General features: G+C 64.4%; 18 protein-coding genes. 5 read left to right on the top strand and 13 right to left on the bottom strand.

Translation table 11 applies throughout. The features are described from left to right. Positions 1 to 32 precede the first annotated feature (32 nt). The 3 genes from OUZ45_RS03035 to OUZ45_RS03025 form a co-directional block, all read right to left on the bottom strand. On the bottom strand, positions 33 to 803 hold the full coding sequence (locus OUZ45_RS03035; RefSeq protein ID WP_266168442.1) for a GNAT family N-acetyltransferase: 771 nt from the start codon (positions 801 to 803) through the stop codon (positions 33 to 35). Between the two features lie 359 nt (positions 804 to 1,162). Beyond that, positions 1,163 to 2,794: an NAD+ synthase gene (locus tag OUZ45_RS03030; protein WP_266168441.1), complete on the bottom strand. Its 1,632-nt coding sequence runs from the start codon at positions 2,792 to 2,794 to the stop codon at positions 1,163 to 1,165. A 62-nt stretch (positions 2,795 to 2,856) separates the two neighbouring features. Next, positions 2,857 to 3,474, bottom strand: a complete 618-nt coding sequence (locus OUZ45_RS03025; RefSeq protein ID WP_266168440.1) for a LysE/ArgO family amino acid transporter — start codon at positions 3,472 to 3,474, stop codon at positions 2,857 to 2,859. 120 nt (positions 3,475 to 3,594) lie between these two features. On the opposite strand from OUZ45_RS03025, the gene OUZ45_RS03020 reads away from it, so the two are divergent. After that, entirely contained in the window at positions 3,595 to 4,497 is a 903-nt protein-coding gene (locus OUZ45_RS03020) for a LysR family transcriptional regulator ArgP (RefSeq protein ID WP_266168439.1), read from the top strand. Positions 4,498 to 4,900: 403 nt separating this feature from the next. On the opposite strand, the gene OUZ45_RS03015 is transcribed toward OUZ45_RS03020, so the two are convergent. From OUZ45_RS03015 to sucC, 6 genes are all read right to left on the bottom strand, one after another. Further along, positions 4,901 to 5,848 (bottom strand): Csu type fimbrial protein, encoded by a 948-nt coding sequence (locus OUZ45_RS03015; protein ID WP_266168438.1) that lies wholly within the window; start codon positions 5,846 to 5,848, stop codon positions 4,901 to 4,903. Continuing rightward, positions 5,845 to 8,238, bottom strand: a complete 2,394-nt coding sequence (locus OUZ45_RS03010) for a fimbria/pilus outer membrane usher protein (RefSeq protein WP_266168437.1) — start codon at positions 8,236 to 8,238, stop codon at positions 5,845 to 5,847. The genes OUZ45_RS03015 and OUZ45_RS03010 overlap by 4 nt, the downstream gene beginning before the upstream one ends. A 9-nt stretch (positions 8,239 to 8,247) precedes the next feature. Beyond that, complete coding sequence (locus tag OUZ45_RS03005; protein ID WP_266168436.1) at positions 8,248 to 8,970, bottom strand: fimbrial biogenesis chaperone; 723 nt, start codon at positions 8,968 to 8,970, stop codon at positions 8,248 to 8,250. Positions 8,971 to 8,983: 13 nt separating this feature from the next. Then, positions 8,984 to 9,508, bottom strand: a complete 525-nt coding sequence (locus OUZ45_RS03000; protein ID WP_266168435.1) for a Csu type fimbrial protein — start codon at positions 9,506 to 9,508, stop codon at positions 8,984 to 8,986. A 236-nt stretch (positions 9,509 to 9,744) separates the two neighbouring features. After that, complete coding sequence (gene sucD / locus OUZ45_RS02995; protein WP_266168434.1) at positions 9,745 to 10,617, bottom strand: succinate--CoA ligase subunit alpha; 873 nt, start codon at positions 10,615 to 10,617, stop codon at positions 9,745 to 9,747. An 11-nt stretch (positions 10,618 to 10,628) separates the two neighbouring features. Beyond that, positions 10,629 to 11,792 carry an ADP-forming succinate--CoA ligase subunit beta gene (sucC, locus tag OUZ45_RS02990; protein WP_323137512.1) on the bottom strand — a complete coding sequence of 388 codons (1,164 nt, stop codon included), beginning with the start codon at positions 11,790 to 11,792 and terminating at the stop codon, positions 10,629 to 10,631. Positions 11,793 to 12,195: 403 nt separating this feature from the next. On the opposite strand from sucC, the gene OUZ45_RS02985 reads away from it, so the two are divergent. Together OUZ45_RS02985 and OUZ45_RS02980 are read left to right on the top strand one after the other, a co-directional pair. Further along, a complete protein-coding gene (locus tag OUZ45_RS02985) occupies positions 12,196 to 13,872 on the top strand; it encodes a sensor histidine kinase (RefSeq protein ID WP_266168432.1) in 1,677 nt (558 codons plus the stop codon). Between the two features lie 94 nt (positions 13,873 to 13,966). Next, positions 13,967 to 15,382: a sigma-54-dependent transcriptional regulator gene (locus OUZ45_RS02980; RefSeq protein ID WP_266168431.1), complete on the top strand. Its 1,416-nt coding sequence runs from the start codon at positions 13,967 to 13,969 to the stop codon at positions 15,380 to 15,382. 489 nt (positions 15,383 to 15,871) lie between these two features. Here OUZ45_RS02980 and OUZ45_RS02975 read toward each other — a convergent pair whose 3' ends face one another. From OUZ45_RS02975 to OUZ45_RS02960, 4 genes are all read right to left on the bottom strand, one after another. Then, positions 15,872 to 17,446, bottom strand: coding sequence for a response regulator (locus tag OUZ45_RS02975; RefSeq protein WP_266168430.1), 1,575 nt, complete (start codon positions 17,444 to 17,446; stop codon positions 15,872 to 15,874). A gap of 50 nt (positions 17,447 to 17,496) precedes the next feature. Beyond that, positions 17,497 to 17,943 carry a response regulator gene (locus tag OUZ45_RS02970; protein WP_266168429.1) on the bottom strand — a complete coding sequence of 149 codons (447 nt, stop codon included), beginning with the start codon at positions 17,941 to 17,943 and terminating at the stop codon, positions 17,497 to 17,499. Then, the gene (locus OUZ45_RS02965) at positions 17,940 to 19,736 is read right to left on the bottom strand and encodes a sensor histidine kinase (RefSeq protein ID WP_266168562.1); all 1,797 of its coding nucleotides are present in this window, start codon (positions 19,734 to 19,736) and stop codon (positions 17,940 to 17,942) included. Before OUZ45_RS02965 ends, OUZ45_RS02970 begins: the two co-directional genes overlap by 4 nt. A gap of 333 nt (positions 19,737 to 20,069) precedes the next feature. Next, complete coding sequence (locus OUZ45_RS02960) at positions 20,070 to 22,436, bottom strand: GH92 family glycosyl hydrolase (RefSeq protein ID WP_266168428.1); 2,367 nt, start codon at positions 22,434 to 22,436, stop codon at positions 20,070 to 20,072. Positions 22,437 to 22,578: 142 nt separating this feature from the next. On the opposite strand from OUZ45_RS02960, the gene OUZ45_RS02955 reads away from it, so the two are divergent. After that, entirely contained in the window at positions 22,579 to 23,631 is a 1,053-nt protein-coding gene (locus OUZ45_RS02955) for a LacI family DNA-binding transcriptional regulator (RefSeq protein WP_425601663.1), read from the top strand. A 103-nt stretch (positions 23,632 to 23,734) separates the two neighbouring features. Then, the gene (fucP, locus tag OUZ45_RS02950) at positions 23,735 to 24,967 is read left to right on the top strand and encodes an L-fucose:H+ symporter permease (protein ID WP_266168561.1); all 1,233 of its coding nucleotides are present in this window, start codon (positions 23,735 to 23,737) and stop codon (positions 24,965 to 24,967) included. Positions 24,968 to 24,974 lie beyond the last annotated feature (7 nt).

Raw genomic sequence — 24,974 nt, 5'->3', positions numbered from 1 at the left:
ATCGCGGCGTTTTCTTGTTTGGAACATAGCGTTCAGCGCATGACACCGAGCAGTTCGCCGAACCGGCTGAAACCCGCCTTGCCGTAGACACGATCTTCGTTTTCGCGGGAGGTCATCAGGAACGGAAACTCCACGCCCTGCACCAGGGCGTGCTCGGCCAGCAACGCAGCCACCGCGCCACCAACACCACGACCGCGTGCGTCCGCATGCACGCCGATGGCAGCGATCTCGGTGACACCGTCGAGCGGCGGTGAGTAAAGGCCCGCACCCAACGCCGACTTGCTGCCACAGGCACGTGCCAGTGCGACTGCGCCGCCCTGATCGACCAGGAGCGACAACCGCTCCACATCCGTCTCGGTGGTCTCGGCCACACCGTAAGCCGCGTTCTGGACGTACGCGGCAGCGTGCAGATCCGCCTCACGCTCGGCCAACAACCACTCGACACCCGCCAGATCGCCGTCAGCCGCCAGGCTGGTTCGCGTGCAGGTCATCAGCGACAGCGGCGGCTCGGCCATGAACCCTGCCGACAGCAAGCACGGCAATACGGCGGGCGCCAGTTCGCCGATGTATTCCAGCCGCGGTGTTCGCTGACGGCTCTCGAACGACGCGATCAGCGCGGCGACCGCTGATGCGTCCAGCGCCGCTCCGTCGTCCGGTGTGGCGTAGTTGCGAGAAGGCTCGGCGCTGGCCGCGTCGAACGTGAGGGTGAAAGGCGCCAAGCGCATTTGGCCGCTCTGCAAACCCATGCGGGCACGCAGATAGGCGGAGACACGGCCCAGGGCCGTGCGGGTATGAATCGTCATAATGTGCACTCTGCTGGCGCCGCGAACGGCGCGCGGAATACCCGAAGCTCAGGCTCGGGAATGGGGCCGCGACAAGGCGACCGTCAGGCGTGCGTGGAAGTCGGCGAGGTAAGCGTCCGCTCGGAAAACGAGAGCGGCCTTAGCAGGCGACGAGCTGCCCGACAGCAGCGGTGGCGGGGTTGTGCGTAGCGATGACAATCATGGGCGCACCCTCCTTCGAGAACGAGTTTGGATCGTTCCAAGTCAGCCGCACGCTGTCAAGTGCGAATGGGCAGAGATTCAATAGTGAGGCGTGAGAAATGAGTGGTTCGTTGCCGAACACGAAACTCACTCCTCACCTCTCACGTCTCATTCCCCACTCAACGCCAACCCGAAGTGATGGGATAACGCCGCTCGCGTCCAAACGCGCGCGTGGTGACACGGGGCCCCGGCGCCGACTGACGACGCTTGAACTCATTGAGCAACACCAGGCGCACCACACGGCGCACAGTGTCGGCGTGGTAGCCCTGCCCGGCGATCTCCGCCTGCGACTGCTCGCCTTCGATGAAGCGAGCGAGGATGGCATCCAGCTCGTCGTAAGGTGGTAGTGAATCCTGGTCAGTCTGGTTGTCGCGCAACTCGGCGGAGGGCGGACGCTCGATCACCGCCGATGGAATCGCGTCGCCTTCGCCTAGACGCGCACTGTGCGTGTTGCGCCAGCGGGACAGCCGGTACACCACGGTCTTGTAGACATCCTTCAACGGCGCGTAGGCGCCGCACATGTCGCCATACAGCGTGGCGTAACCCACCGCCATCTCGCTCTTGTTGCCGGTCGCGAGCAGCAGGCGGCCATGTTTGTTGCTCAGCGCCATCAGCATCGCGCCGCGTGTGCGCGACTGCAGATTTTCCTCGGTGGTGTCGGCAGGCTTGCCGGCAAAGGCCGGGGTGAGCGCTTCGACGAAACTCTGGAATGTCTGTTCGATCGAAATGATGTGGTAGTCCACACCCAGCTGCTCGGCTTGCGCGCGGGCGCCATCCAACGACAGCTGCGAGGTGTAGCGCGAGGGCATCATCACCGCGGTGACCCGATGCGGCCCCAGGGCATCCACTGCCAGCGCCAAGGTCAGCGCCGAGTCGATGCCGCCGGAGAGTCCGAGCAGCACGCCCGGAAACCCGTTCTTGTCGATGTAGTCGCGAATGCCGCGCACCAGCGCGGCATAAAGCGTCGCTTCCGGCGCACGGTCCACCGTTTCCGGCCAGTTCTCGGCGTGCAGCGTGCGCGTGTCGGCATCGAACGTGGCCCATAGCAAGGCATCGACGAAGGCTGGCGCACGCGCAGCGATCTCTCCGTCGGCGTTCACCAGCAGCGAACCGCCGTCGTACACCACTTCGTCCTGGCCACCAATCAAGTTGAGATAGACGATGGCGCAGCCGGTTTCCTGCGCGCGGGCGCGCAGCACTGCTTCGCGCTCCATCTGCTTGGCGCTATCCCAGGGCGAGGCATTGATCACCACGATCAGCTCGGCCCCTGCTTTCGCGGCTTGCGCGGCCGGCTCCGGCTGCCAGATGTCTTCGCAGATCACGATGCCGACGCATACGCCTTCGATCACCGCCGTGGCGGCTTCGTGTCCCGGGCGAAAGTAGCGCTTGTCGTCGAACACACCGTAATTGGGCAGTGCCTGCTTGTGGGCGGTCAGTTCGATGCTGCCGCCGCGCAGCAGACTAGCGGCGTTGTAGACCTCACCCTCGCTGTGCGGGTGCCCGACCAGCGCGGCCACACCATTGGTGGCGCCGGCCAGCGCATGCAGCTCGCTGTCACAGGCAGCCAGAAAACTGGGGCGCAACAGCAGATCTTCCGGCGGATAGCCACTCAAGGTCAGCTCGGGGAACACCGCCAGATCTGCGCCGCCTTCGCGCGCCTGCGCCATCACATCGCCCACCCGGGCGGCGTTGGCCGCAACCGCGCCCACAGGGAAATCGAACTGCGCTAGCGCGAGGCGTAGGGTGGCCATGCCTTGGGGTCCGTGGCTGAAATGGCCTCATATGATACCCGAGCGCCTCACCGCCACCGTGCTCACCCCACGGGCTGAACCAGCAATAGCAAAGCCAAGGTGAGCATGAAAGCCGCGACCAGCACATCGAAGACGCGCCAGGCGATAGGGCTGCGGAATACCGGCAACAGCGCGCGGGCACCATAGCCCAGGGCCAGGAACCACAGCGCGCTCGCCGTGCATGCGCCCCACGCGAAGGCCCAGCGCCCCCGCCCGTCGTAATGCGTGGACAGACTGCCAAGCAGCACCACGGTATCGAGGTACACGTGCGGATTGAGCAAGGTGAAGCCCAGGCAGGCGAGGATCACGCGACGACGATCCGGCGTCCCGTTGCCTGCAGGTTGCAGGCCGCTTTCCCCGCGCCATGCCCGGCGCGCCGCCAGCACGCCGTAACTGGCCAGGAAGGCGGCGCCGGCAAAACGCAGCAACTGCAGCAGCCCCGGCTGGCTTTTCACCGCCAAGCCCATACCGCCCACGCCGAGCAGAATCAGGGCCACGTCAGCCAGTACGCAGACCAGCACCACCGAACCCACATGGCGCCGCTGCAATCCCTGGCGCAGCACAAAAGCATTCTGCGCACCGATGGCAATGATCAAACCTGCGCCGGCGGCGAGGCCAGCGAAATAGGCGGACGTCTGCATGGGGGAATCTCAATAACGAAGACGGGCAATGTCCGGCATTTCGTCAGTTCAGTAAAACTAATTATTCTTATCCAAGTTCAGTTCTACTAATGATGGAAAATCCTCGCCCGGACCACGCCAATGAGCCTGCTCAACCCCCAGCTGTCCGCCTTCGCCGCCGTACTCAGCGAAGGCAGTTTCGAGAATGCGGCACGACGCCTGTCGATCACCCCTTCTGCTATCTCGCAGCGCATCAAGGCGCTGGAAGATCGACTCGGCCAGGTGCTGATCCTTCGCCAATCGCCTTGCCGCGCCACACAGGCAGGGCAGCGCCTGCTACGCAGCGTGCAGCAAATGCAGCTGCTGGAAGCCGAAACGCTGGAAGATTTCGCCGTCGAACGAACCACGAAGACCAGCCCCACCACGGTGGTGATCGCCGTGAATGCGGATTCGCTGGCGACCTGGTTCCTTGGCGCGCTCGCCGAGCTGCATCAACAACACCAACTCCTGTTCGATGTACGCGTCGAGGATCAGGACCACTCCACCGACCTGCTACGCGACGGTTCCGTGCTCGGCGCCATCACGGCCGACGCGCACCCCGTGCAGGGCTGCACCGTGCGCAAGCTGGGTGTGATGCGATACCTGCCGGTGGCCTCGCCCGATTTCGTCGCGAGACACTTCGCCAAGGACCTCGACGCGACCTCGCTGGGGCAAGCGCCGATGCTGGTGTTCAACCGCAAGGACGCGCTGCAGTGGCGCTTCATGCGCAGCGTCACTCGTGCACGGCTGGCGCCGCCCATGCACTACCTGCCGTCGTCGACAGGCTTCGTGGAGGCCGCCGCACTCGGCCTCGGCTGGGCGATGGCGCCTGAGTCGATGTTGCAAAAGGCGCTGGCCGAAGGTGCCGTGCAAGCCATCGCACCCCATCGCTGGTTGGACGTGCCGCTGTACTGGCAGCACTGGTCGGTCCGCTCGGTAATGCTGGATCGGCTGACGAATGCCTTGATCGCCGCGGCGCGCCGGGATTTGCGTCCGCGCGGTTGAGCGCAGGCCATCACGTCATGGTTCCTCGCTTAAAGATTCCCCCACAACGGCCGACTTGCTTCAGTGAGTCCGCCCGACACATTGAACGGTCCACCCGCCCCATCGCATGCCCAAATACCTGCGTCTTGCCGCCACCCTATCGTTGATGTTCGCCACCCATCACATCGCTGCCGCTGAAGTCGCTTCGGTCGAGGTCAGCCTCGTTGTCCAGGAAAGCTGCCTGGTACGACAGGAAGCCCGGCCGGCCAGAACAGAGCCCGCGCCCACGGTCTCGTGCGATCTGGACTCTCCCTATCTGGTGCAGCCCAGCGCAACCCGTTCACACCTCCCATCGCGCGCTCCTGCCTCACCACAGACCATCGCACTCACGCCAAGCTTGTGGCAAGTGACGTTCTAAGCACACTCAGAACTCGATGGTGGCCGTAATGGTGTCGCTGTAATTGCCCGGCATGGGCGTGGTCTGAGCCGGCACGTTTCCATAGACCGTGATGGCCTGTGTGTTGCCAGTCCCGGTATTGGTGGCTCGACTGGTACCCCCGCTGCCATCACCCCATGCCACGGTATTCGCCAGATCGGTATAGAGCTGATAGTTCACCGAGCCGCCACCACCTTGTCGTTGCATGGTGCGCGCGGCGACATTGCCGCTGCCACCGCCATTGAGCGAGATGCGGTAGGCATCGCCATTCGTACACTGGACCGACAAGGTGCTGGTCGCGGAAAGCCCCGAACTCAAAACGCCCGCCGTACCGAAACTGAGCTTGCCGGCGCTGATGTTGCAGTTGTTCACCACCGTTGCGGTGGCGTTGAATGGAAAGGCCGTGGCGGGGGTGCTGATGGAACTGCAGGATGGCGCGGACAGCGTGTAGAACTGGTACGTCAGTGACGTCTGGGTGCCGCTGAAGCTCTGGCTATAGACCGTATTGCTGTTCGCCACCGATGGCACCGTCAACTGGTTCGCACCGATCAGCCCGTAATAGGTCACCGACTGGCCAGCGGTCGTGCCCAGCAGCGGCTTGGGAATGCTGAGGGAAATCGCTGTGGCGCTCGCCCCCCAGGACTGCGAATGGGCGCTGTCCAGATACAGGTCGTACTGCATCGTGTTGCTGCCATTGCTGAGCAAGCGCGGGCTCGATGCATTCAGATTCAAGCACACCTGCACGAAGGGCTGCGCCGAGATCAGTGGCCAGGTGCAGTTGACGGCAACCGTACTGGAGCCCGAAATCGCCGCGCCACTGATCGGGCTCACACTGCCAAAAGCGATGTCTGTCGGCGTGGCGGTGCAACTCTGCGCCTTCGCTGCGCCCGCCCATAGCAGCAGGCTCATCAGCAAGGCGAAGAAGACGACTTTCATGGCGTCGCCCCGGCTTGCCGCTTACACACCAGCGGGCCGATCACCAGCAACGAATGGTCGGCGGGTGCCTCATAGCGGAAGTTCACCGCGCAATGCCAGTCCGTGCCGTCGAGGCGCAGGTGATTTTCAGGGCGCAACTCGCTGATGAAGGTCAGCCCGTCGTAACCGACCACGGTGTCGGCGCCGCTCTCCTGGTGATGGACACGCGTGCCTGGTGGCAGCGACTGACCCTCGGCGTCGCGCAACAGGATCGATGCGGCGGCGTAGCGCGCCGTCGGGAAGCGCGCCAGCACGCCGGATTGCGCTTGCGGCACGGCGTTCAAAGCGGTGGCGTCCACGCGCATGTCGGGCGTCAGCCCCAGGCTGTCGATCGCCAGCAGGTTGTTCTGGTAAGCATTGAGATCCGGAACCAGCAGATGCCCGCCTTCATCGGTATGCCCGATAACGCGGTTCTCGTGCAGCACCGGCACGTTCGCGACACCATCCGTGGAAACCATGGCGAAGCCGTCGTAGATGCGTCGCGCCGACTGCAGGCTGCCATCCATCCAGACGACCGAGCCCAGCGCATCGACGGATGTCACCGTATGGCCGGCGGCCGACTGCACCAATCCGGTCAGCTGTCCCGCCGTACCGAGGTATTGCAGCTGCGCCTGGCGAAAGCCGATCCCGCCACTGCGTCCGTCCTGCACACCCCAGCCCCAGCCACCGGTGTAGTCGGCGGGGCGCAGCGCCTGCAGGTTGTAGTACGACCGCCCGCCTTGACTACCCACCAGCGCGCTGGCCGTCTGCTGGTTGTCCAGCGAAAGGTTGATGCTGAGGAAAACTCCACGGGATGCCGTGTGGGCGAAATCGCGATACGCACTGAGGTTCAGCGACAGGCGCCTCGCCATCGACCAAAGGTAGGACAACGAACCGATACGCGAGGCCGACACCCCTCGCTGCCGGAGCCCGATATAGCTCAAGGCGAGATTCTGTCCATCGGCGAACGGCAGAGAAAACGTGATCCGCTCCAGCGAGCGTGGCGGTGGCGAGCCATCGCGCGAGGCCAGATCACCGTAATCGCCATAGCTTCGCGTCACCCCCGTATCGATCGACAGACGGGGCAGAATCCATTGATAGCCGATACTCGCCTGGCTGCCTTGGAATCCGCTACCGCCACTCACGGCGATCGAACCACTGAGCACGCCATCCTGCCCCAGGCGAACCAGGGCGCCTATACCGCTATTGAGCAAACCGCTGGTGGCCTCCGCATGCGCTTCGAGCGTCAACGCATCGCTCATGCCGTGCCGCCAGGAGCCACTGCCAGCCAACTTCGGTGCATAGTCGAATGAGACCTCGCCGTAGCGGCGACGCAGGAAGCCCGCTTCCACGGCGTAACTGGAGAGTCCGTCGGACAGCATGCGCGTATCGATGTAGAGCGGCAGCGATGTAGTCACGCTGCGTCCCAACGCATCGCGCGTCACCAGTGTGGCCTGGCCGGCACCATGGATGCCGGGAGCACTGTTGAACACAAAGGGGCCGCTGGGCACGTCCACGCTGGCCCGACGCACGTTGTTGACGTACAGATCCACGGCGGAAGGCACTGCCGCGGAGCCGCTGAGCGACGGCAGCGGAAAAGTGATCAGATCAGGGCGCAGCGCGAAATTGCTGCGCCACTGAAATCCCGCAAAACGCACCGAGCGCGACCAGGCCAGCGAGGCGGTGATGGCATCGCCCAACTGCAACGTGCTCAGCGTGGCCGGATCGGATCGGCTCCAAGCCGTTTCGTAGCGCACATAACGACGACTGGCGTCGTTCGCATAGAACGTACCGGTGTTATTCAACACGCCCGATGGAGCGAAGTAGCGCAGCTCCGACCACAGCGCCAGCCGCGAGCCGCTGTCGTTTTGTAGATAAGCATCGTAATTGAGCAACAGACCGCGACCGGAGCTGGCTGCCGGGACGCTGGATAGCTGGCGAGCATCCACGACATACGGACGCCGCCATCGATCCGGCACGCTCAGCTCGACCCGCTGCGCGGCCGTGTCATAGCGATAACGCAGGCCATCGATGGCATTCAATGCAACCTCGCTCGACGGCTCCGCGCCTAGCTTGCCGATGTCGATGCCGATCGCGGAGAGATCCCGCGCACTGCATGACAAGGCATCGCCAGTGGCCTGAAAGCGCAAGAGTTGCCCCGTGGGCTGACCGTTGAGCACCACCTCCAGGTACACCTCCTGCGGCTGGCTCATACCGAGTGCGAGCGACTCGGGAACATCACCTCCCCAAGCCCGGCCAGCCACCATCATCGGTGCCAACAGGACGAGCACGCAGCCATGTAGCGTCCGGATGCCGCGACGCCGCTCATTGGTGTGGTGTCGCGCATGCCCATGGCCTGGTCTGCGCGCCATGGGTATGGATCACCGCTGAGGATCGACACTCAGCTCCGCCTCTGCGGGCTGCGCATTGATATTCGCGCGAATCTTCAAGGGCGCCTGCAAGGCGATGCCTTCCTCCAGCGCTATTCGCCATTGCCGGGTCTTTCCGGCAAGCGCATAGCCCAGCAACCCGCGATTGATCGGATGAAGCTTGCCGTCGGCGGTGACCAGTTGCACCGCACTCAGCTGTCCTCGCCGACTACCTCGATTGCTTACCCGCAGCAGCCATCCCTGCGCATCGCGCTGGATACTCCAGGCGAGTTGCAGCGCACCTGGCTGGCCGGGCGGCTCGACAAACACAGGCACCGAGTAACGCAGGCGAATGGTGACGCCATTGGTCGTTGCACTTTCGGGGCTGGGGATCTCATCGACCAGCACGCGATAACTGTGCTCAGCCGAGATGTCGGCCGCATCGCGACGGATCAACCGCACCAGTTGCTCGCCTCGCGATGGAATGCGGATCAACGGCGGACTCGCGACGACCTCTTCGGTAGGTTCGAGCACATCGTCGTCACCGGTCTGATCCCAGCGGAACACGCGCACCTGACCGTACAAAGGCTGATCGCCCGGATTGCGCAAACGGATGCCGGCTGCATTCTGCCCCGCCTGCAGGTCCACCATCACCGGTGAGATCTGCAGCGAAGACGCATGCACGGCCAGCCCTGCAGCCAATGTCAGCGTGATGCCTAGAGCGATCCGTCGCACGGTCGGCGGCGCGTCAGAAATAGACTGTCGCGGTGACCGTGGTCTGGTAGGTGTCGGGCTTTGGCGTGACCTGGGTCGGCACCTGCCCATACACATTGATGGACTGCGCCGAGCCGTTACCGGTGCCGGCCACGGTGTTGGTGCCCTGGGTGTTGCCCCATACCGTGCTATGGCCAGAATCCTGATAGAGCTCGAAGTCCACCGTGGTGCCGGTATTGCCCGTAGCGGTACCGGCCAGCAGGCGGGCGGCCACGGTGGATCCCGAGACCGTACCGGCGTCCAGGCCCACGTTGTACGGCGTGGTGTTGGTGCAGGTAACCGATACCGTGGTCTGCTGATTGACGGCCGCGGTCAGCGCACCCTGGGTGCCGAAGCTCAGCGGATTGGCGGTGATCGCGCAATTCGCTTGCAAGATCAGGGTGACGGTGAATGTCGCTGTGCCAGTGCCATTGCTATAGGTAGCGGCATCGGCCAACGGAGCGGCGGAACCAGCCAAAGCGGCCGCGAAACATGCGGAACAGAGCTGCCAGCGCTTCATGAATCCCCCCAAGGGTTGCGGTGAAGAGCGATGCTTCTGCTTTCGGGCGGCGGCGTTCGATACCCCCGGAATCTACGCTGCGCGTATGTGTAGACCCCTCAATGTCAACGCGGTGCATACATCCGAATCTTTAGAGCCTGTTTCGGAACGCCTCAGAAAAAAGGGCCGCATCGCTGCGGCCCTTGTTCATTCAAGCATGTTCAACCGAGCATGCTCGATCGATCGTGACGATCGACTTACTTCATCAGCTTCGCGAGCGTCTTGCCCAGATCGGCAGGCGACTTCACCGTGGTGACGCCCGCCTTCTCCAGCGCAGCGAACTTCGCCGCCGCGGTGCCCTTGCCACCGGAGATGATCGCGCCGGCATGGCCCATGCGCTTGCCGGCCGGAGCCGAAGCGCCCGCGATGAACGACACCACCGGCTTCTTGACGTACTCGCCGATGAACTCGGCGGCGTCTTCCTCGGCGCTGCCGCCGATCTCGCCGACCATGATGATGCCTTCGGTCTGCGGATCGTCCTGGAACAGCTTCAGGCAGTCGATGAAGCTGAGGCCGTTGATCGGATCGCCGCCGATGCCGATGCAGGTCGACTGACCCAGGCCTTCGTTGGTGGTCTGGAACACGGCTTCATAGGTCAGCGTGCCGGAGCGCGACACGATACCGACCTTGCCCGGCTTGTGGATGTGACCCGGCATGATGCCGATCTTGCACTCGCCCGGGGTGATGACGCCGGGGCAGTTCGGACCGATCAGTACGGTTTCCGGATGCTGCTGCAGCACGTTCTTCACGCGCAGCATGTCGAGCACCGGGATGCCCTCGGTGATCGCCACGATCACGCGGATGCCCGCATCGATGGCTTCCAGGATCGAGTCGGCCGCGAACGGCGGCGGCACGAAGATCACCGACGCGTCGGCGCCGGTTTCGTCCACGGCATCAGCAACGCTGTTGAAGACCGGCAGGCCGATGTGCTGGCTGCCGCCCTTGCCCGGAGTGACGCCGCCCACGATCTTGGTGCCGTAGTCCAGCGCCTGCTGTGCATGGAAGGTGCCCTGCTGGCCGGTGAAGCCCTGCACGATCACCTTGGTGTTCTTGTTGACCAAAACGCTCATTCGATTGCTCCTCAGGCCTTGGCCGCAGCCACGGCTTTCTGCGCCGCGTCGTTGAGATCATCGGCCGGCGTGATCGCCAAGCCGGAGTTGGCCAGCAGTTCGCGGCCCAGCTCGACATTGGTGCCCTGCAGGCGCACCACTACGGGGATGGTCAGGCCCACTTCCTTCACCGCGGCGATGATGCCCTCGGCAATCATGTCGCAGCGGACGATACCGCCGAAGATGTTGACCAGGATCGCCTTCACCTTGTCGGAGGACGTGATGAGCTTGAACGCCTCGGTGACGCGCTCCTTGGTGGCACCGCCGCCCACGTCGAGGAAGTTGGCCGGCTCACCGCCTGCCAGCTTGATCACGTCCATGGTGGCCATGGCCAGACCGGCGCCGTTGACCATGCAGCCGATGGTGCCGTCCATGGTCACGTAGTTGAGGTTGTGCTGCACGGCAGCGGCCTCGGCGGCGTCTTCCTGGGTCAGGTCGCGCATGGCGGCCAGATCGGCGTGACGGAACTCGGCGTTGTCGTCGGAATTGACCTTGCCGTCGAGCGCGGCGAGGTTGCCGTCCTCGAGGATGGCGAGCGGGTTCAGCTCAACCAGGGCCAGGTCCTTCTCGTTGAACAGCTTGTACAGGCCCAGCATGATCTTGGTCAGCTGCGTGACCTGCTTCGGATTGAGGTCCATCGCGAAGCCGAGCTGGCGGCACTGGTACGGCTGCAGACCTTCGACGAAATCCACCACGATGGTGTGGATGTCTTCCGGGGTGTCCTTGGCGACCTGCTCGATGTCCACGCCGCCGTGCTTGGAAGCGATGAACGACACCGACTTGGTATCGCGGTCCACCAGGATCGACAGGTACAGCTCTTTGGCGATGTTGGTGGCGTCGGTGACCAGCACCAGGTTCACCGGCAGCGCACGGCCGGCGGACTGGTAGGTCTCCATGTTGGTGCCGAGCATGCCCTTGGCGGCAGCACGGACGTCATCGAGGCTCCTGCAGAACTTCACGCCGCCGGCCTTGCCGCGGCCACCTGCATGAATCTGCGCCTTGACCATCCACTGGGTGCCACCGAGATGCTTGGCGGCGTCGACGGCGGCGTCGGGAGAGTTGGCAATCTTGCCCGGGGGTACGGCGATGCCGTACTTCGCGAACAATTCTTTAGCCTGGTACTCGTGGAAATTCATTCGATACCTCGAGCGAACGGGGAAAAACATGGCGACCGCGCCCAGATAGCCTGGGCGGGCATGGGGGAGCGGACGGCGAACGGACACTATGTCTGTATGCGCTACCGGCATGCATTGCCACCGCCATGCATCAACATGACGAAAACTGCGCAATACGGCCGGGTATTTTCGCGGAAGCGGGCTCCGATGGAAAGGGGCGAATCCTTGAGACGTCGTCTCAGAGGGGCTGCAACACACGTGGCCGGCGCTGGCTCGCCCTACCCCGCCATCCTGGCGAAAGCCGAAATGGACGAAGCAGGAAAGATTGGCTCCAGCCCCTTTAAACCCTCTCCATCGACGGCCAAAGGCGCGTCTATACTGGCCACCAACCGTGTTCCCGCCCTCTTCGAGAGTGCCAGGCCAAGTGCCCTATACCGCGCCCCCCGCTTTCGTCCATCCTCGCACGGCCACTGAAGCGGTGCGGCACGAGCTGTTCTTCCTCAATTATTTCCGGCTGGCCCAGGCGCTGATCTATGCCGGCCTGGCCTTCAGCCCGCCAGCGCTGGGCTGGCCCCGGATGGGCGACACCAACTTCGCCCGCATCGTGGCACTGGCTTATCTGGCCTTCGCGATCGTCAACATCGGCTTGACCCGGCGCGCCATGCCATGGACCAAGCTGGTCGCCTCCGCGTCACTGGTCGTGGACGTGGTGGTCGCCGTGCTGGCCGTCGGCGCGATGCAGGACGCGCGCATCGGTATCGCCATGATGCTGGCGGTGAACCTGGCGGCGGCCGCCTTGCTGCTGCCGCTGCGCCTGGCCTTGTTCTTTGCCGCGCTGGCCACCCTGGGCATGCTCGGTCATTCGCTGCTGAGTACGCGGACCGACAGCGCCATCACCGACCAACAGCTGCTCGAATCGAGCCTGTTCGGCCTGGCCTACTTCGCCATCACCATGCTGTGTTACGTGCTCAGCCGGCAGCTGCGCGCAACTGAGGCGTTGGCCGAGCAGCGCAGCATCGACCTGGCGAGCCTGGCCCAGGTCAACGAGCTTATCATTCGCCGCATGAAGACCGGCGTGCTGCTGGTGGACGACGCCAACCGCATTCACCAGATCAACGAATCGGCGTGGATGCTGCTGGGCAACCCCACCGCCGAACAGCGCGACCTGGGCCGGGTGGCGCCGGAGCTGTCGCGGCGGCTCTACCACTGGATCACCTCAGGCAAGCTGGACGAGACCGCCACCCAGCTCGCCGATGGCGTGCCGGAAGTGGTGCCGCGCTTTAGCCGTCTCGCGCCGAATGACGACTCGCACGTACTGATCTTCCTGGACGACACCTCGCTGGTGTCGCGCCGCGCCGAGGAACTCACGCTCAGTTCGCTGGGCCGGCTGTCAGCATCGATCGCTCACGAGATCCGCAACCCGCTGGCGGCCATCCGCTATTCCGCGCAGCTACTGGCCGAATCGCACGATCTCGGGCCCACCGACCACCGTATGGTGGAAATCATCAACAACCACTGCGTGCGCCTCAACGAGATCATCGAAAACATCCTGCAGCTGTCGCGGCGCGAGCGCTCGCGTCCGGAAACGCTGGACCTGGGTCGCTGGGCTCAAGGCTTCGTCGATGAATATCGCCAGGGCAACGACCTCGGCAGCGACACCTTGCGTGTGATCAGCAATGGCAACGAGCCCGTAGCCGCGGTGGCCGACCCGCAGCAGTTGCAGCAGGTCATGTGGAATCTGGTGCAAAACGCCCTGCGCTATGGGCGCATGCCGGGTGAAGCGGCGCGGGTGATGGTGGTGGCGCGGCATGGCGAGCATGGCGTGCCCATCCTCGAGGTGATCGACCGCGGCCCAGGCATCGCGCCCAAAGTGGCCGCGCAGATCTTCGAGCCGTTCTACACCACGCACGAATACGGCACCGGGCTCGGCCTTTATCTGGCGCGCCAGATGAGCGAGGCGAATCAAGCCGCGCTGGAATACGTGCGCGTGGCCGGCGGCGGCAGCTGTTTCCGATTGGTGCTCACGCCGCCCGCCCGTGGTCCGGGCGACCCAGGCACCTCAAGTAGCGGAGAAGTCAGGTCGCGCGAACGATCAAACTGATCGGCAGCACCACCTCGTCGTGGATCAGCGCCAGCCTTTGCCCCCCGGGAGGGGGGCGGGTATCCTAGCCCGGACTACAGCCCAGCATGACGACATGAGCCAACAGACCGTTCTGGTCATCGACGACGAACGCGATATTCGCGAACTGCTTACCATCACCCTGGGTCGCATGGACCTGCAGGTGGATGCCGTAGGCACCGTAACCGATGCGCGGCGTGCGCTGGAGGAGCGTAGCTACGATCTCTGCTTCACCGACATGCGCCTGCCCGACGGCAACGGGCATGAGGTAATCGAGCTGATCGCTACCAAGCATCCCGATACGCCGGTGGCCATGATCACCGCCTATGGCAATGTCGATGCCGCCGTGAACGCGCTGAAGGCAGGCGCGTTCGACTTCGTCTCCAAGCCCGTCGACATTCAAATGCTGCGCCAGCTGGTGCGCACGGCGTTGCGCCTGACCGAAGAAAAGCGCAGCGGCGGCGCCACCGCCAAAACCGGCAACTCCAGCGATCGCCTGATCGGCGACTCGCCTGCCGTGCAGCAAGTGCGCGCCACCATCACCAAACTCGCGCGCAACCAGGCGCCGGTATACATCGCCGGCGAATCCGGCGTGGGCAAGGAACTGGTGGCCCGCCTGATCCACGAGCAGGGCCCGCGCGCCAATGGCCCGTTCGTGCCGGTCAACTGCGGTGCGATTCCGTCGGAACTGATGGAAAGCGAATTTTTCGGTCATCGCAAAGGCAGCTTCACCGGCGCGGTGAGCGACAAGGAAGGCCTGTTCCAGGCCGCCAACGGCGGCACCCTGTTCCTCGACGAAGTCGCCGAACTGCCCTTGCACATGCAGGTGAAACTGCTGCGCGCGATCCAGGAAAAAGCCGTGCGCTCGATTGGCGCGCGCGAGGAAATCCCGGTCGACGTACGCATCCTATCGGCCACACACAAAAACCTTGCGGCACTGGTCGAGCAAGGCGAGTTCCGCCAGGACCTGTTCTACCGCATCAACGTCATCGAACTGCGCGTGCCGCCTCTACGCGAGCGCCGCGGCGACGTCCCGCTGCTGTCCAACTACATCCTGCGCCAGCTGGCGGCCAAAAGCGGCGGCGCCCCCGGCAGCCTGCTGCCCAACGCCCAGCAAGCGCTGGAAGGCTACGACTTCCCCGGCAACGTGCGCGAACTGGAGAACATCCTCGAACGCGCCATGGCCATGTGCGACGGCGACCAGATCGACACCATCGATCTGATGCTGCCGCAGCGCACGCCTCGCGCCACCGAACATGCCGCATCGCACACCGTCAACGCACACCACTCCGCGGCCACACCCGCACCGAACGCCCCCGCACCGGCGCCCTCCGCCGATGGCGGCCTCGACGACTACATCAGCAACATCGAACGCACCGCCATCATCAAAGCGCTCGAAGAATCCCGCTACAACAAAACCGCCGCCGCAAAGAAACTCGGCATCACCTTCCGCGCGCTGCGGTACAAGCTGAAGAAACTCGGCATCGACTAACCCGCACACAAATCGATGGACAAAAAAGCGCACGCCAAACGTGCGCTTTTTTTTTGCGCGCAAAGCGCGCCGCTCCCGCTCTTGATCTCCGGGTCCCCTGTGCAGCGGTGAGGGCTGGACGATCAGGCCCGCAGGGGCATGGGCACGGATGCCCATGCCTTTTCGACACGACAGGGACGTCGTGTCGAAAAGCCCGGCCAGACCTCACGGACTCGGAGGGCGAAGCCCGCAGAGCGCGGAACCGGGGTGGCCTCTCTTTTGGTTACTTTTCTCTGGCCAAACAGAGAAAAGTGACCCGGCCTCCGGCAGGAGGACGGAAGCCCGCGGCAGGCGAGCCAGGTCGCGATAACGCGAACATTAAACGGCAACGCCACTGGACCCCGGCCTGCGCCGGGGTGACGAAATAGAAGTGGCGTCTCGAGCACCCGCCCCTCACCCCAACCCTCTCCCCAACGGGGAGAGGGAGCCCACATTGATGCGGCACTCAATTCAATCCGCCCCAGGCAACCCACCCGCCTCACTCGCCACCAACGCCTCCCGCAACGTCTTCAACAAGCGGAAAGTCGAAACCGGCTTATCCACCAGATAGAGATGCTCCATCCCCGGAATCTCATCCAACTCTGGCGGCGCATCCGGTCGCGCCAGCAACAACACAGCATTCCGATAACCATGTTCGATCAGCGCCGCCAGCGTACGCACGCCCGTGAACAGGTTCATGTCGGCATCCATCACCACCAGATCGGGCATGCCGTGCGCCTCGATCCATTGCAACGCGGCGGTGCCGCTCTGGCTCGCGTGCGTCTGATAGCCCCAGGCGTCGAGCGTATCCACCAACAGCGACAGCTGCGCCGCCTCCTCCACCACCACCAGCACGCGCTCGGCCTCGCCCTGCAGATGACTGCTATCGCTTTCGACCGCCTCATTGGCGAGTTCGATCAGCGGGAGGTACAGATGAAAGCTCGTGCCGAGCCCGGGGGTACTTTCCACTCGCATCACGCCGCCGTGACTGGTGACGATGCGCTGGCACGATGGCAGGCCGAGCCCGGTGCCGGTCTCCTTCGTGGTGAAGAAGGGTTCGTACAGGCGGCTCATCACTTCGCTGTCCATTCCCACGCCCGTATCGATCACGCTCAACCGCAAGTAACGGCAGTCGTCCGACACCTCTCCGTCCTCAAAGAACTCCGGCGGCAGGACGATCTGTGCGGTCTCGACACGTAGCCGGCCGCCGGCAGGCATGGCCTGGATAGCGTTGAGGCAAAGGTTGAGCAGACATTGCTGCAGCTCCGTGTGGTTGCCCGAAAAACTGAGTTCCGGATCATCCACGGCGATTTCCAGCGAGACCGACTTTGGCACGCTACCTTGCAGCAACAGATCAAGCGCATCGAGCAGGCCGCCGAGACGCACCTGTTCGGCGCGGCGCGCGCCACGCGCGAACGACAGCATGGACTGCACCATCTCCAGCCCGCGTTTGCCGCAGTCGCGCACCAGGTTGCCCAGACGCGCCAGGCGCGGGTCGTCCTGGTAATCCTGCAGGCTCTCGCCCGCCAGCAGCAGCGGTTGCAGCAGGTTGCGCAAGTCGTGGCTGAGTCCGCCGGCGAGCATCGCCAGACTCTCGAAGCGCTGCGCGCGGATCAGCTCTGCTTCGGCACGCCGCTGTGCGCGCTGCACCTCGGCCTCGCGCAAGGCACGCCGCACTGCGCTGGCCAGGCGGGCCGGATTGTGTTTGAGGATGTAGTCGGTGGCGCCGTTGCGCAGCGCCTTGATGGCGGCCTCTTCACCCAGCGTGGCCGAGACGTAGATGAAAGGCAGGTCGCGATCGCGGTCGCGCAGCAGTTCCAGCGCACGTTCGCCGGAAAACCCCGGCATGCTGAGGTCGGACAGCACGATGTGCGGCTTGAACTGTTCCAACTCCTGGAGGTAACCCGCCTCGTCGTCGACCAGACGCACGTCGAAGTCGATCGCGTCGGCATCCAACTCGGACAGCACCAGCTCAGCATCGGGCTGGCTGTCCTCGATCTGCAGCACGCGTATCTTCGGCAACGACAAATTCGACTTGTCCGGCATCTGAAACCACTCTCCACGTCCGTGCCTTGCATGGACGACTCAGGACCTGCTCAATCCCCTTCGGGCCCCTGATTCAGCACCGCCCAGAACTGGCCCAGGGTGTGCACCGCATCGAAGAACTGATCGACGTCGACCGGCTTGATCACATAGGCATTCACACCCAGGTCCCAACTATGCGCCAGGTCGCGCTCCTCGCGCGAAGACGACAGGATCACCACCGGCACGCGCCGCAAGCGCTCATCGGCGCGCATCTGGGTCAGCACCTCCAGCCCATCCATGCGCGGCATCTTGATATCCAGCAGCACTACCGCGGGATCTAATGGTTCACGGTTCGCCCAGTCGCCGCGGCAATAGAGATAGTCCATGCAGTCGACGCCGTCTTCCACATGCACCACCGGGTTGGCGAGATTCGCGCCGTGCAGGGCCTCCATCGACATCTCGGCGTCGGCCAGGCTGTCCTCCACCAACAAAATGGTGCGTATGTGGCGATGCTTCATTGCCGTTCCTGCGCAAAAGCGTCTGCCAGGTCGGAGGCAGGCAAGGTGAAATGGAAACGCGCGCCCTGCCCTGACTGCGCGTCCGCCCATACCTTGCCGCCATGACGCAGGACAATGCGTCGCACGTTGGCCAGGCCAATGCCGTTACCTGGGAATTCCGATGCCCGGTGCAGGCGCTGGAACACACCAAACAACTTGCCCGCGTATTGCATGTCGAAACCGGCGCCGTTGTCGCTCACCACGAATTCGTAGTCGCCGTTGCCGCTGCGGTGCATGTCCACATGAATGCGCGCGACCTCGCACTTGCCGGTGTATTTCACTGCATTGCCCAGCAGGTTCTGCCATACCGTGCGAAGCATGTTCTCGTCGCCGATCACAATGGGCAGCGGCGCCATGGACCACTGGATGCGCCGGCCATGCACTTCCGATTCGGCCAGCACGCGCGCTTCCTCCACCAGCGATTGCATGTCCACCGGCTGCAGACGCAACGCGCCGCGACCAAGGCGCGAGAACACCAGCAGGTCCTCGATCAGCAACGCCATGCGGCGGGCCGCGTCGCTGATGACCTCGATGTAGTGCCGCGTCTTTTCGTCCGCCTGCTCGCCCAGATGTTGGTCCAGCTTGCTGGCGAAGCCGGCGATGTGCCGCAGCGGCGCGCGCAAGTCGTGCGAGACGGAATAGCTGAAGGCCTCCAGCTCGCGATTGACGTCGGAGACCTGCGCCACCTTGCCTTCCAGCTGGCGGTTGAGCTCCTTCACTTGCTGCTCGACCAAGGCGCGCGCCGTAACGTCGCTCACCGTCAATAGCAAGACAGGATCGCCACCGCCATCCTGTTGCAGGCGGCGGGCGTTGATCACCACGTGGCGATCGACGCCATCCACCGTGCGTTGGATCAGCTCGTAATCCCACAGCTCGCGGTCGAGTAGCAACACATCGTTGAGCCGTTGCAACAGCGCGCTGTCGCGCCAGGCACCCTCGCCGATCTCGGTCAACGCAAGCGATTTCCGCTGGGTCGGCGGCAAGCCGTAGAGCTCCCCGAAGGCCGCATTCACCAACAAGGTGCCGAGCTTGGCATCGAGCAGGGCAATGGGCTCGCGCACCGCCTGTACGATCAGCTGCGAACGCTGCACTGCCTGCCCTTCGCGCGCCTCGGCGCGCAGACGGCGGCTGATCTGCCGTTCCGAAACGATCACCACAATGGCCAGCAACAGGATCTGCGCGGCAGCGGTGATCGACAACGCCAGGCTGCTGTTGAACGAAGCTTGCTTCGCTTCGTTGCGGCGCGCCAGCAAGATGGCGTCCTCGCTTTGCACGATGCCTTCGATCAGGTCGTCCATCTTGAACAGCGTGCCGGAATCGCGCAGGGCATCACCAGCGCCGCGGATATCGCCGTGCTGGAAACGCAGCATGGCCTGATCCGTCAGCGCGAGGCGACCGGTCACTGTGCTGCCGAGCGCACCGATGCGTGCCTGCTGATCGGCGCTGTCACGCGTCATGTCTCGCAACTGCGCCAGCAGGCCGGGAATGTCCTTGCCGGCGCGATTGGCGCGCAATTGCACCTGCGGGTTGTCATCGCCACCGAGCAGGCGATACATCGCCGCTTCGCCATCGCGGGTGACATAGGCGATGCGATAGGTGAGCGATTTCACCTCGGAGGAGTGCGTCACCCGCGCGTTTGCCTCGAGGGCATCGCGGGCGCCGCTGCGCGTGACGATATAAGGCAGCGCGACGATCACCAGCACAGCAAACAGCAGCCCGCCCAGGCGCCAACGCAAGGCGACCCGGTCCCTCATCCGCGGACGGGTGGCCGACGCGAGTTTCCACGATGGGTGTGGCATGCGGAGCATGGTTACAGAATCGTCTTATGGCTGCCAGCAGGTTATCTCCCCCTCAGTTCCGTGGAGAGGGCCCGTCTGCACGCAAACCTCCCCCTGTAGGAGCGCACCCTGTGCGCGACAAACCGGCAGGACTGCCGGTTTGCACGGCGAAGCCGCCCGCAGGGCGAGGGCCATGGATGGCCCGAGTGAAACGGTCCGATAGGGCCGTGCTCCACGGTCCAACAGCTGCCCTGCTAGCGCAGGGCTTTCGCGCACAAGGTGCGCTCCTACACGAGCTCCTACGCGCTATCAGGGCTGGTAGGCGCTCATCGAGCTGGGACGTGCGGCCGCCGACTGACCCCACGCGCGGTTCGGCTCGGCCTGCATGCTGAAGTGCAGTTCGCCGCCAGCGAGGATGTCGCCGTGGCGGAGGAAGACGCGGTCCAGTGGTTTGCCGTTGAGGGTGACGGCACCGACGTAGGGATGGGCGTCATCCAACGGGGAGGCGGTGACGGTGAAGGTCTTGCCATCCGCCAGGTTCAACGTGGCGCGCGCGAGGAAGGGGCGGCCGATGGCGTATTCGTCGCTGGCGGGAGTGACGGGATAGAAGCCGAGGGCGGTGAAGATGTACCAGGCGGACATTTGGCCGAGGTCGTCGTTGCCGGCGAGTCCATCCGGGCGCGGTGCGTACTGGCTGTCCATGATCTGCTTGAGGCGTTTCTGCGTTTGCCAGGGGGCACCGGCGTAGTCGTAAAGGTAGGCGAGGTGGTGGCTGGGTTCGTTGCCGTGGGCGTACCAGCCGATCAAGCCGGTGATGTCTTCCACGTGGGCGAAGCGCGTGGGGTCGACTTTGGCGTCGAATACGCTGTCGAGTTTGGCGACGAAGGGTGCGTCGCCACCCATCGCGGCGACCAAGCCGGCCACGTCCTGCGGCACGTACCAGGAGTACTGCCACGCATTGCCTTCGGTGTAGTCGCTGCCATAGCCAGCGACATCCGGGTCGAACGGTTCGCGGAAGGCGCCGTCGGTCTTGCGGGCGCGCATGAAGCGGGTCTTTGGATCGTAGGCGTTACGCCAGTTGCCAGCGCGTTGGTTGTAGGTCGCCGCGATGTCGCCGCGGCCCATGGCCTTTGCCATCTGTGCGATGGACCAGTCGTCGTAGGCATACTCCAGCGTCTTGGAGGCGCCTTCGGGTTCTTTGTCGATCGGCACGTAGCCGAGCTTCATGTAGTCACCGAGGCCGCCATAGGGTGCGTAGGTGGCGCTGGCCACCATCGCCTTCATGGCCGCATCGGGATCGAAACCGCGGATGCCTTTGACGTAGGCATCGGCGATCACCGGCACAGCGTGGTAACCGATCATGCACCACGTCTCCAGGCCCTGGTACGCCCATACCGGCAGGATGCCGAATGGGCTCGCTTCGCGCGCGGCGATCAGCGAGCGCACGAAATCGACACTGCGCTTGGGCTGCAGCAACACCATCAGCGGCTGCTGCGCGCGGTACACATCCCACAGCGACCAGGTGGAATGGAACTCGAACCCCTCGGCGCGATGCACGGCATGGTCCGGGCCGCGATAGTCGCCGTTGACGTCCATGCTCAGCGTGGGCGACAGCATGGCGTGGTACAGCGAGGTGTAGAAGCTGGTGCGCTCGGGCTTGGGCGCGTCGATGTCGATCACCGCCAAGGCTTTATCCCAGGCATGGCGCGCCTCGGCGCGGCGGGCGTCGAAATCCCAGCCCTGGCCTTCGCTGTCGAGGTTGCCGATGGCGTTGGCCTCGCTCACCGACGAGATGGCCACTTTCACACCCAGCGGCTGCTTCAGCTGGCCGAAGTCGAACACGCCGACCAAGGCGCGCCCTTGCTGCGCGTCCTTGTCTTCCGCCTCATAGCCCGGCCCCTTGAAACCCTTGTACGCCACGTCGCTTTCGCGATCGAACAAGCGACGCGACGACAGCGGCTGGGAGAAACGCATGGCGAAGCACAGTTCGCGGCCGGGCGCCCAGCCGCGCGTCTGCCGGCATCCGGTGACGGTGCCGTCCTCGTGCACGCGCAAGCTCGACCACAGCACCTTGCCCGGGTAGTCGTAGATGCTGGGACGCAGGTCGAGCAGAAGATGCGCCGGCTTGCCCGCCGGGAAGGTATAGCGGTGCCAGCCAATGCGACGGCCGGCGGTGAGTTCGGCGCGCACGCCGTAGTCGCTCAGGGTGACGGCGTAGTAACCGGCCTCCACTGTTTCGCTGTCGTGGCTGAAGCGCGAGCGGTAGCCGCTGCCCGGCTTGGCGGCGTCGCCCGGCTCCAGCCGCACCTCGCCAGCGATCGGCATCACCAGCACATCGCCCAGGTCCGAATGGCCCGAGCCGGAGAAATGGGTGTGCGAGAAGCCGAGCAGGCTGCTGTCGCCGTACTGGTAGCCGGCCGCCCATTTATAGGCGTGCTTGAAGTCCGGCATGGCGGTGTCGGGGGAAAGCTGGATCATGCCGAACGGCATCGTTGCGCCGGGGAAGGTGTGCCCGTCACCGCCGGTGCCTATGCGCGGATCGACGTCGGCGGCATGGCCGGCGGCGGCATAGCTGGCGCAGGGCGACAGCGATACGGCGGCCGCCAGCAGCGTCGATATCAGGATTTGGGACAGGCGGGTTTGGGACAGGCCGGTTTGAAACAGGAGCTTCGCCATCGACTTTTCCCCTAAATGATTTAGATCGTTCCAAATAAGCGCACGCTAGCACCGCCGTCCGGCGTCGCGCATGTTGCAGTGCGAGATCACTATCCTTGGCGGATCGACTACTTTTGGATCGTTCTAATCACCCGTGAGCGCCATGGAAAGCACCACATCAATCCGCCGCAAGATCACTCTGAACGATATTGCCGCCGGCTGCGGCGTGTCGCGCGCCACCGTGTCCCTGGTGTTGCGCGGCAGTCCGCTGGTGAACAAACACACCCGCGCGCGGGTGGAAGACGAATTGCGTCGCCAAGGTTATGTGTACAACCGCGCGGCCGCCAACCTGCGCCGCCGCACTTCATCCAGCATCGCCCTGGTGCTCAATGAACTGGCCAACCCGTTCTTCGCGGAGTTCGCGTCCGGCGTGGACGAGACCTTGGGCGAGGCTGGCTTCGTCACCCTGCTCGGCAACACCGGCGAATCGGTGGAGCGCGAACAGGCCGTGCTGAGCTCGCTGATCGAGCACGGCCCGGGCGGCATCATCCTTTCGCCCGCCGAGGGCAGCGACGCACGACATGTGCTCGATGCGGTCGGTGCGCAGACACCGGTGCTGCTGTTCAACCGCGAACTTGGCGGCAGCCTGCCGGAATACGCGCATTGGGATCGACTGATGCTGGACAACCAGCACGGTGCGCGACTGGCCACCCTGCACCTGATCGCGCAAGGACACCGACGCATCGCGTTCTACGGCGGGCACGGCGATTCCAGTTCGTGCCGCCAGCGCTACGCCGGCTACGTGGACGCGATGACCGCCGCGGGCCTGCCGATCGCAGCGCACTGGCGGGTCGAAACCGCCCCCACCCGCATGGACGCCGTGCGCGCCTGTGGCGAACTCTTCACCGCCCAACCGACGCCGACGGCGGCGGTTTGTTACAACGACGCCGTTGCGCTGGGCCTGATGCTTGGCCTCAACCAGCGCGGTGTGCAGCCCGGCAAGGATTTCGCCGTTACCGGTTTCGACGACGTCGCCGAAGCCGCCTTCAGCACGCCACCGCTGACCACGCTCGCCACCGATCCGCGCGCACGCGGTCGCCAGGCCGCCCAACTGCTGCTTGCCCGACTGAGCAAACCGCAAGCGGATGCGACCACCATCGTCGCTCCGGTGACGCTGGTAGTGCGCGAAAGCAGCGCTGCACCGCGCAACTCCTGACCCCGACCGAGGAACCCTCATGGCCTTCGCCTCACCGCCCACCTCATCGATTTCATCGCGCTCTGAGGCGACCAACGAGCGTTACACCGACTACCCGTTGGCGATGGGCGTAATCACCACGATCTTCTTCATGTGGGGTTTCCTCACCTGCCTCAACGACATTCTGATTCCGCATCTGAAAGCGGTGTTCGAACTGAACTACGCACGCGCCATGCTGGTGCAGTTCACCTTCTTCGGCGCGTATTTCCTGATGTCGCTACCGGCGGGACGCGTGGTGGCGCATTTGGGCTACAAGCAGAGCATCGTGGCTGGACTGAGCGTCGCCGGCCTGGGCGCTGCGGGCTTCTGGCCGGCCGCGGCGCTGCACAACTATGAAGTGTTCCTGGCCGCGTTGTTCGTGCTCGCCACCGGCATCACCGTGCTGCAGGTGGCGGCGAATCCTTATGTGGCCCTGCTCGGCCCCGAGCGAAGCAGCCCCAGCCGGCTCACTCTCGCGCAGGCGATGAACTCGCTCGGCACCACACTGGCGCCGCTGTTCGGCGGCCTGCTGATTCTCTCCACGACAGTGAAGAGCGCAGCCGACGTGGATGCGCTGCCCGCCGCGGAGCAGCTGGCGTATCGCGCGCATGAAGCGCAGTCGGTGCAGGGACCGTACCTTGGCCTGGCGATCGTGCTTATCCTGCTTGCCGGGCTGGTATGGCTGTTCCGCCTGCCCGCGCTGACCGAAACCACCGAGAAGGCCGACCATCAGCGCCACACGCTGGCCGAAGCATTGCGCCACCCGCACGTACTGTTCGGCGTGCTGGCGATCTTCTTCTACGTCGGCGCCGAAGTGTCGATCGGCAGCTTCCTGGTGAACTACCTGTCGCTGCCGGACATCGGCCACATGAGCGAGAAAGAAGCCGCGCATTACGTGTCGTTCTATTGGGGCGGCGCGATGATCGGCCGCCTCGCTGGCGCGGTGTTGCTGGTGCGCTTCGATGCGCGCCGCCTGCTCGCGGTTTTCGCCGGCATCGCCGCCTTGCTGGTGCTGACCACCATGATGACTACGGGCTCGACGGCGATGTACAGCGTGATCGCCATCGGCCTGTTCAACTCGATCATGTTCCCCACCATCTTCGCGCTCGGTATCGAGCGCCTGGGGCCGCTGACCGGCAAGGCTTCCAGCCTGCTGATCATGGCCATCGTCGGCGGCGCGCTGGTGCCGCTGGCGCAGGGCATCCTGGCCGACCATATCGGCGTGCAACACGCTTTCATACTGCCGATGCTGTGCTACGGCTACATCGTTTTCTACGGCCTGCGCGGATCGCAGATCCGCACCGCCGTCACCCACTGAGACCACT

Source organism: Dyella subtropica, from assembly GCF_026283965.1.
Lineage (GTDB): Bacteria > Pseudomonadota > Gammaproteobacteria > Xanthomonadales > Rhodanobacteraceae > Dyella_D > Dyella_D subtropica.
This window is presented reverse-complemented; position numbering and strand designations above follow the sequence as displayed.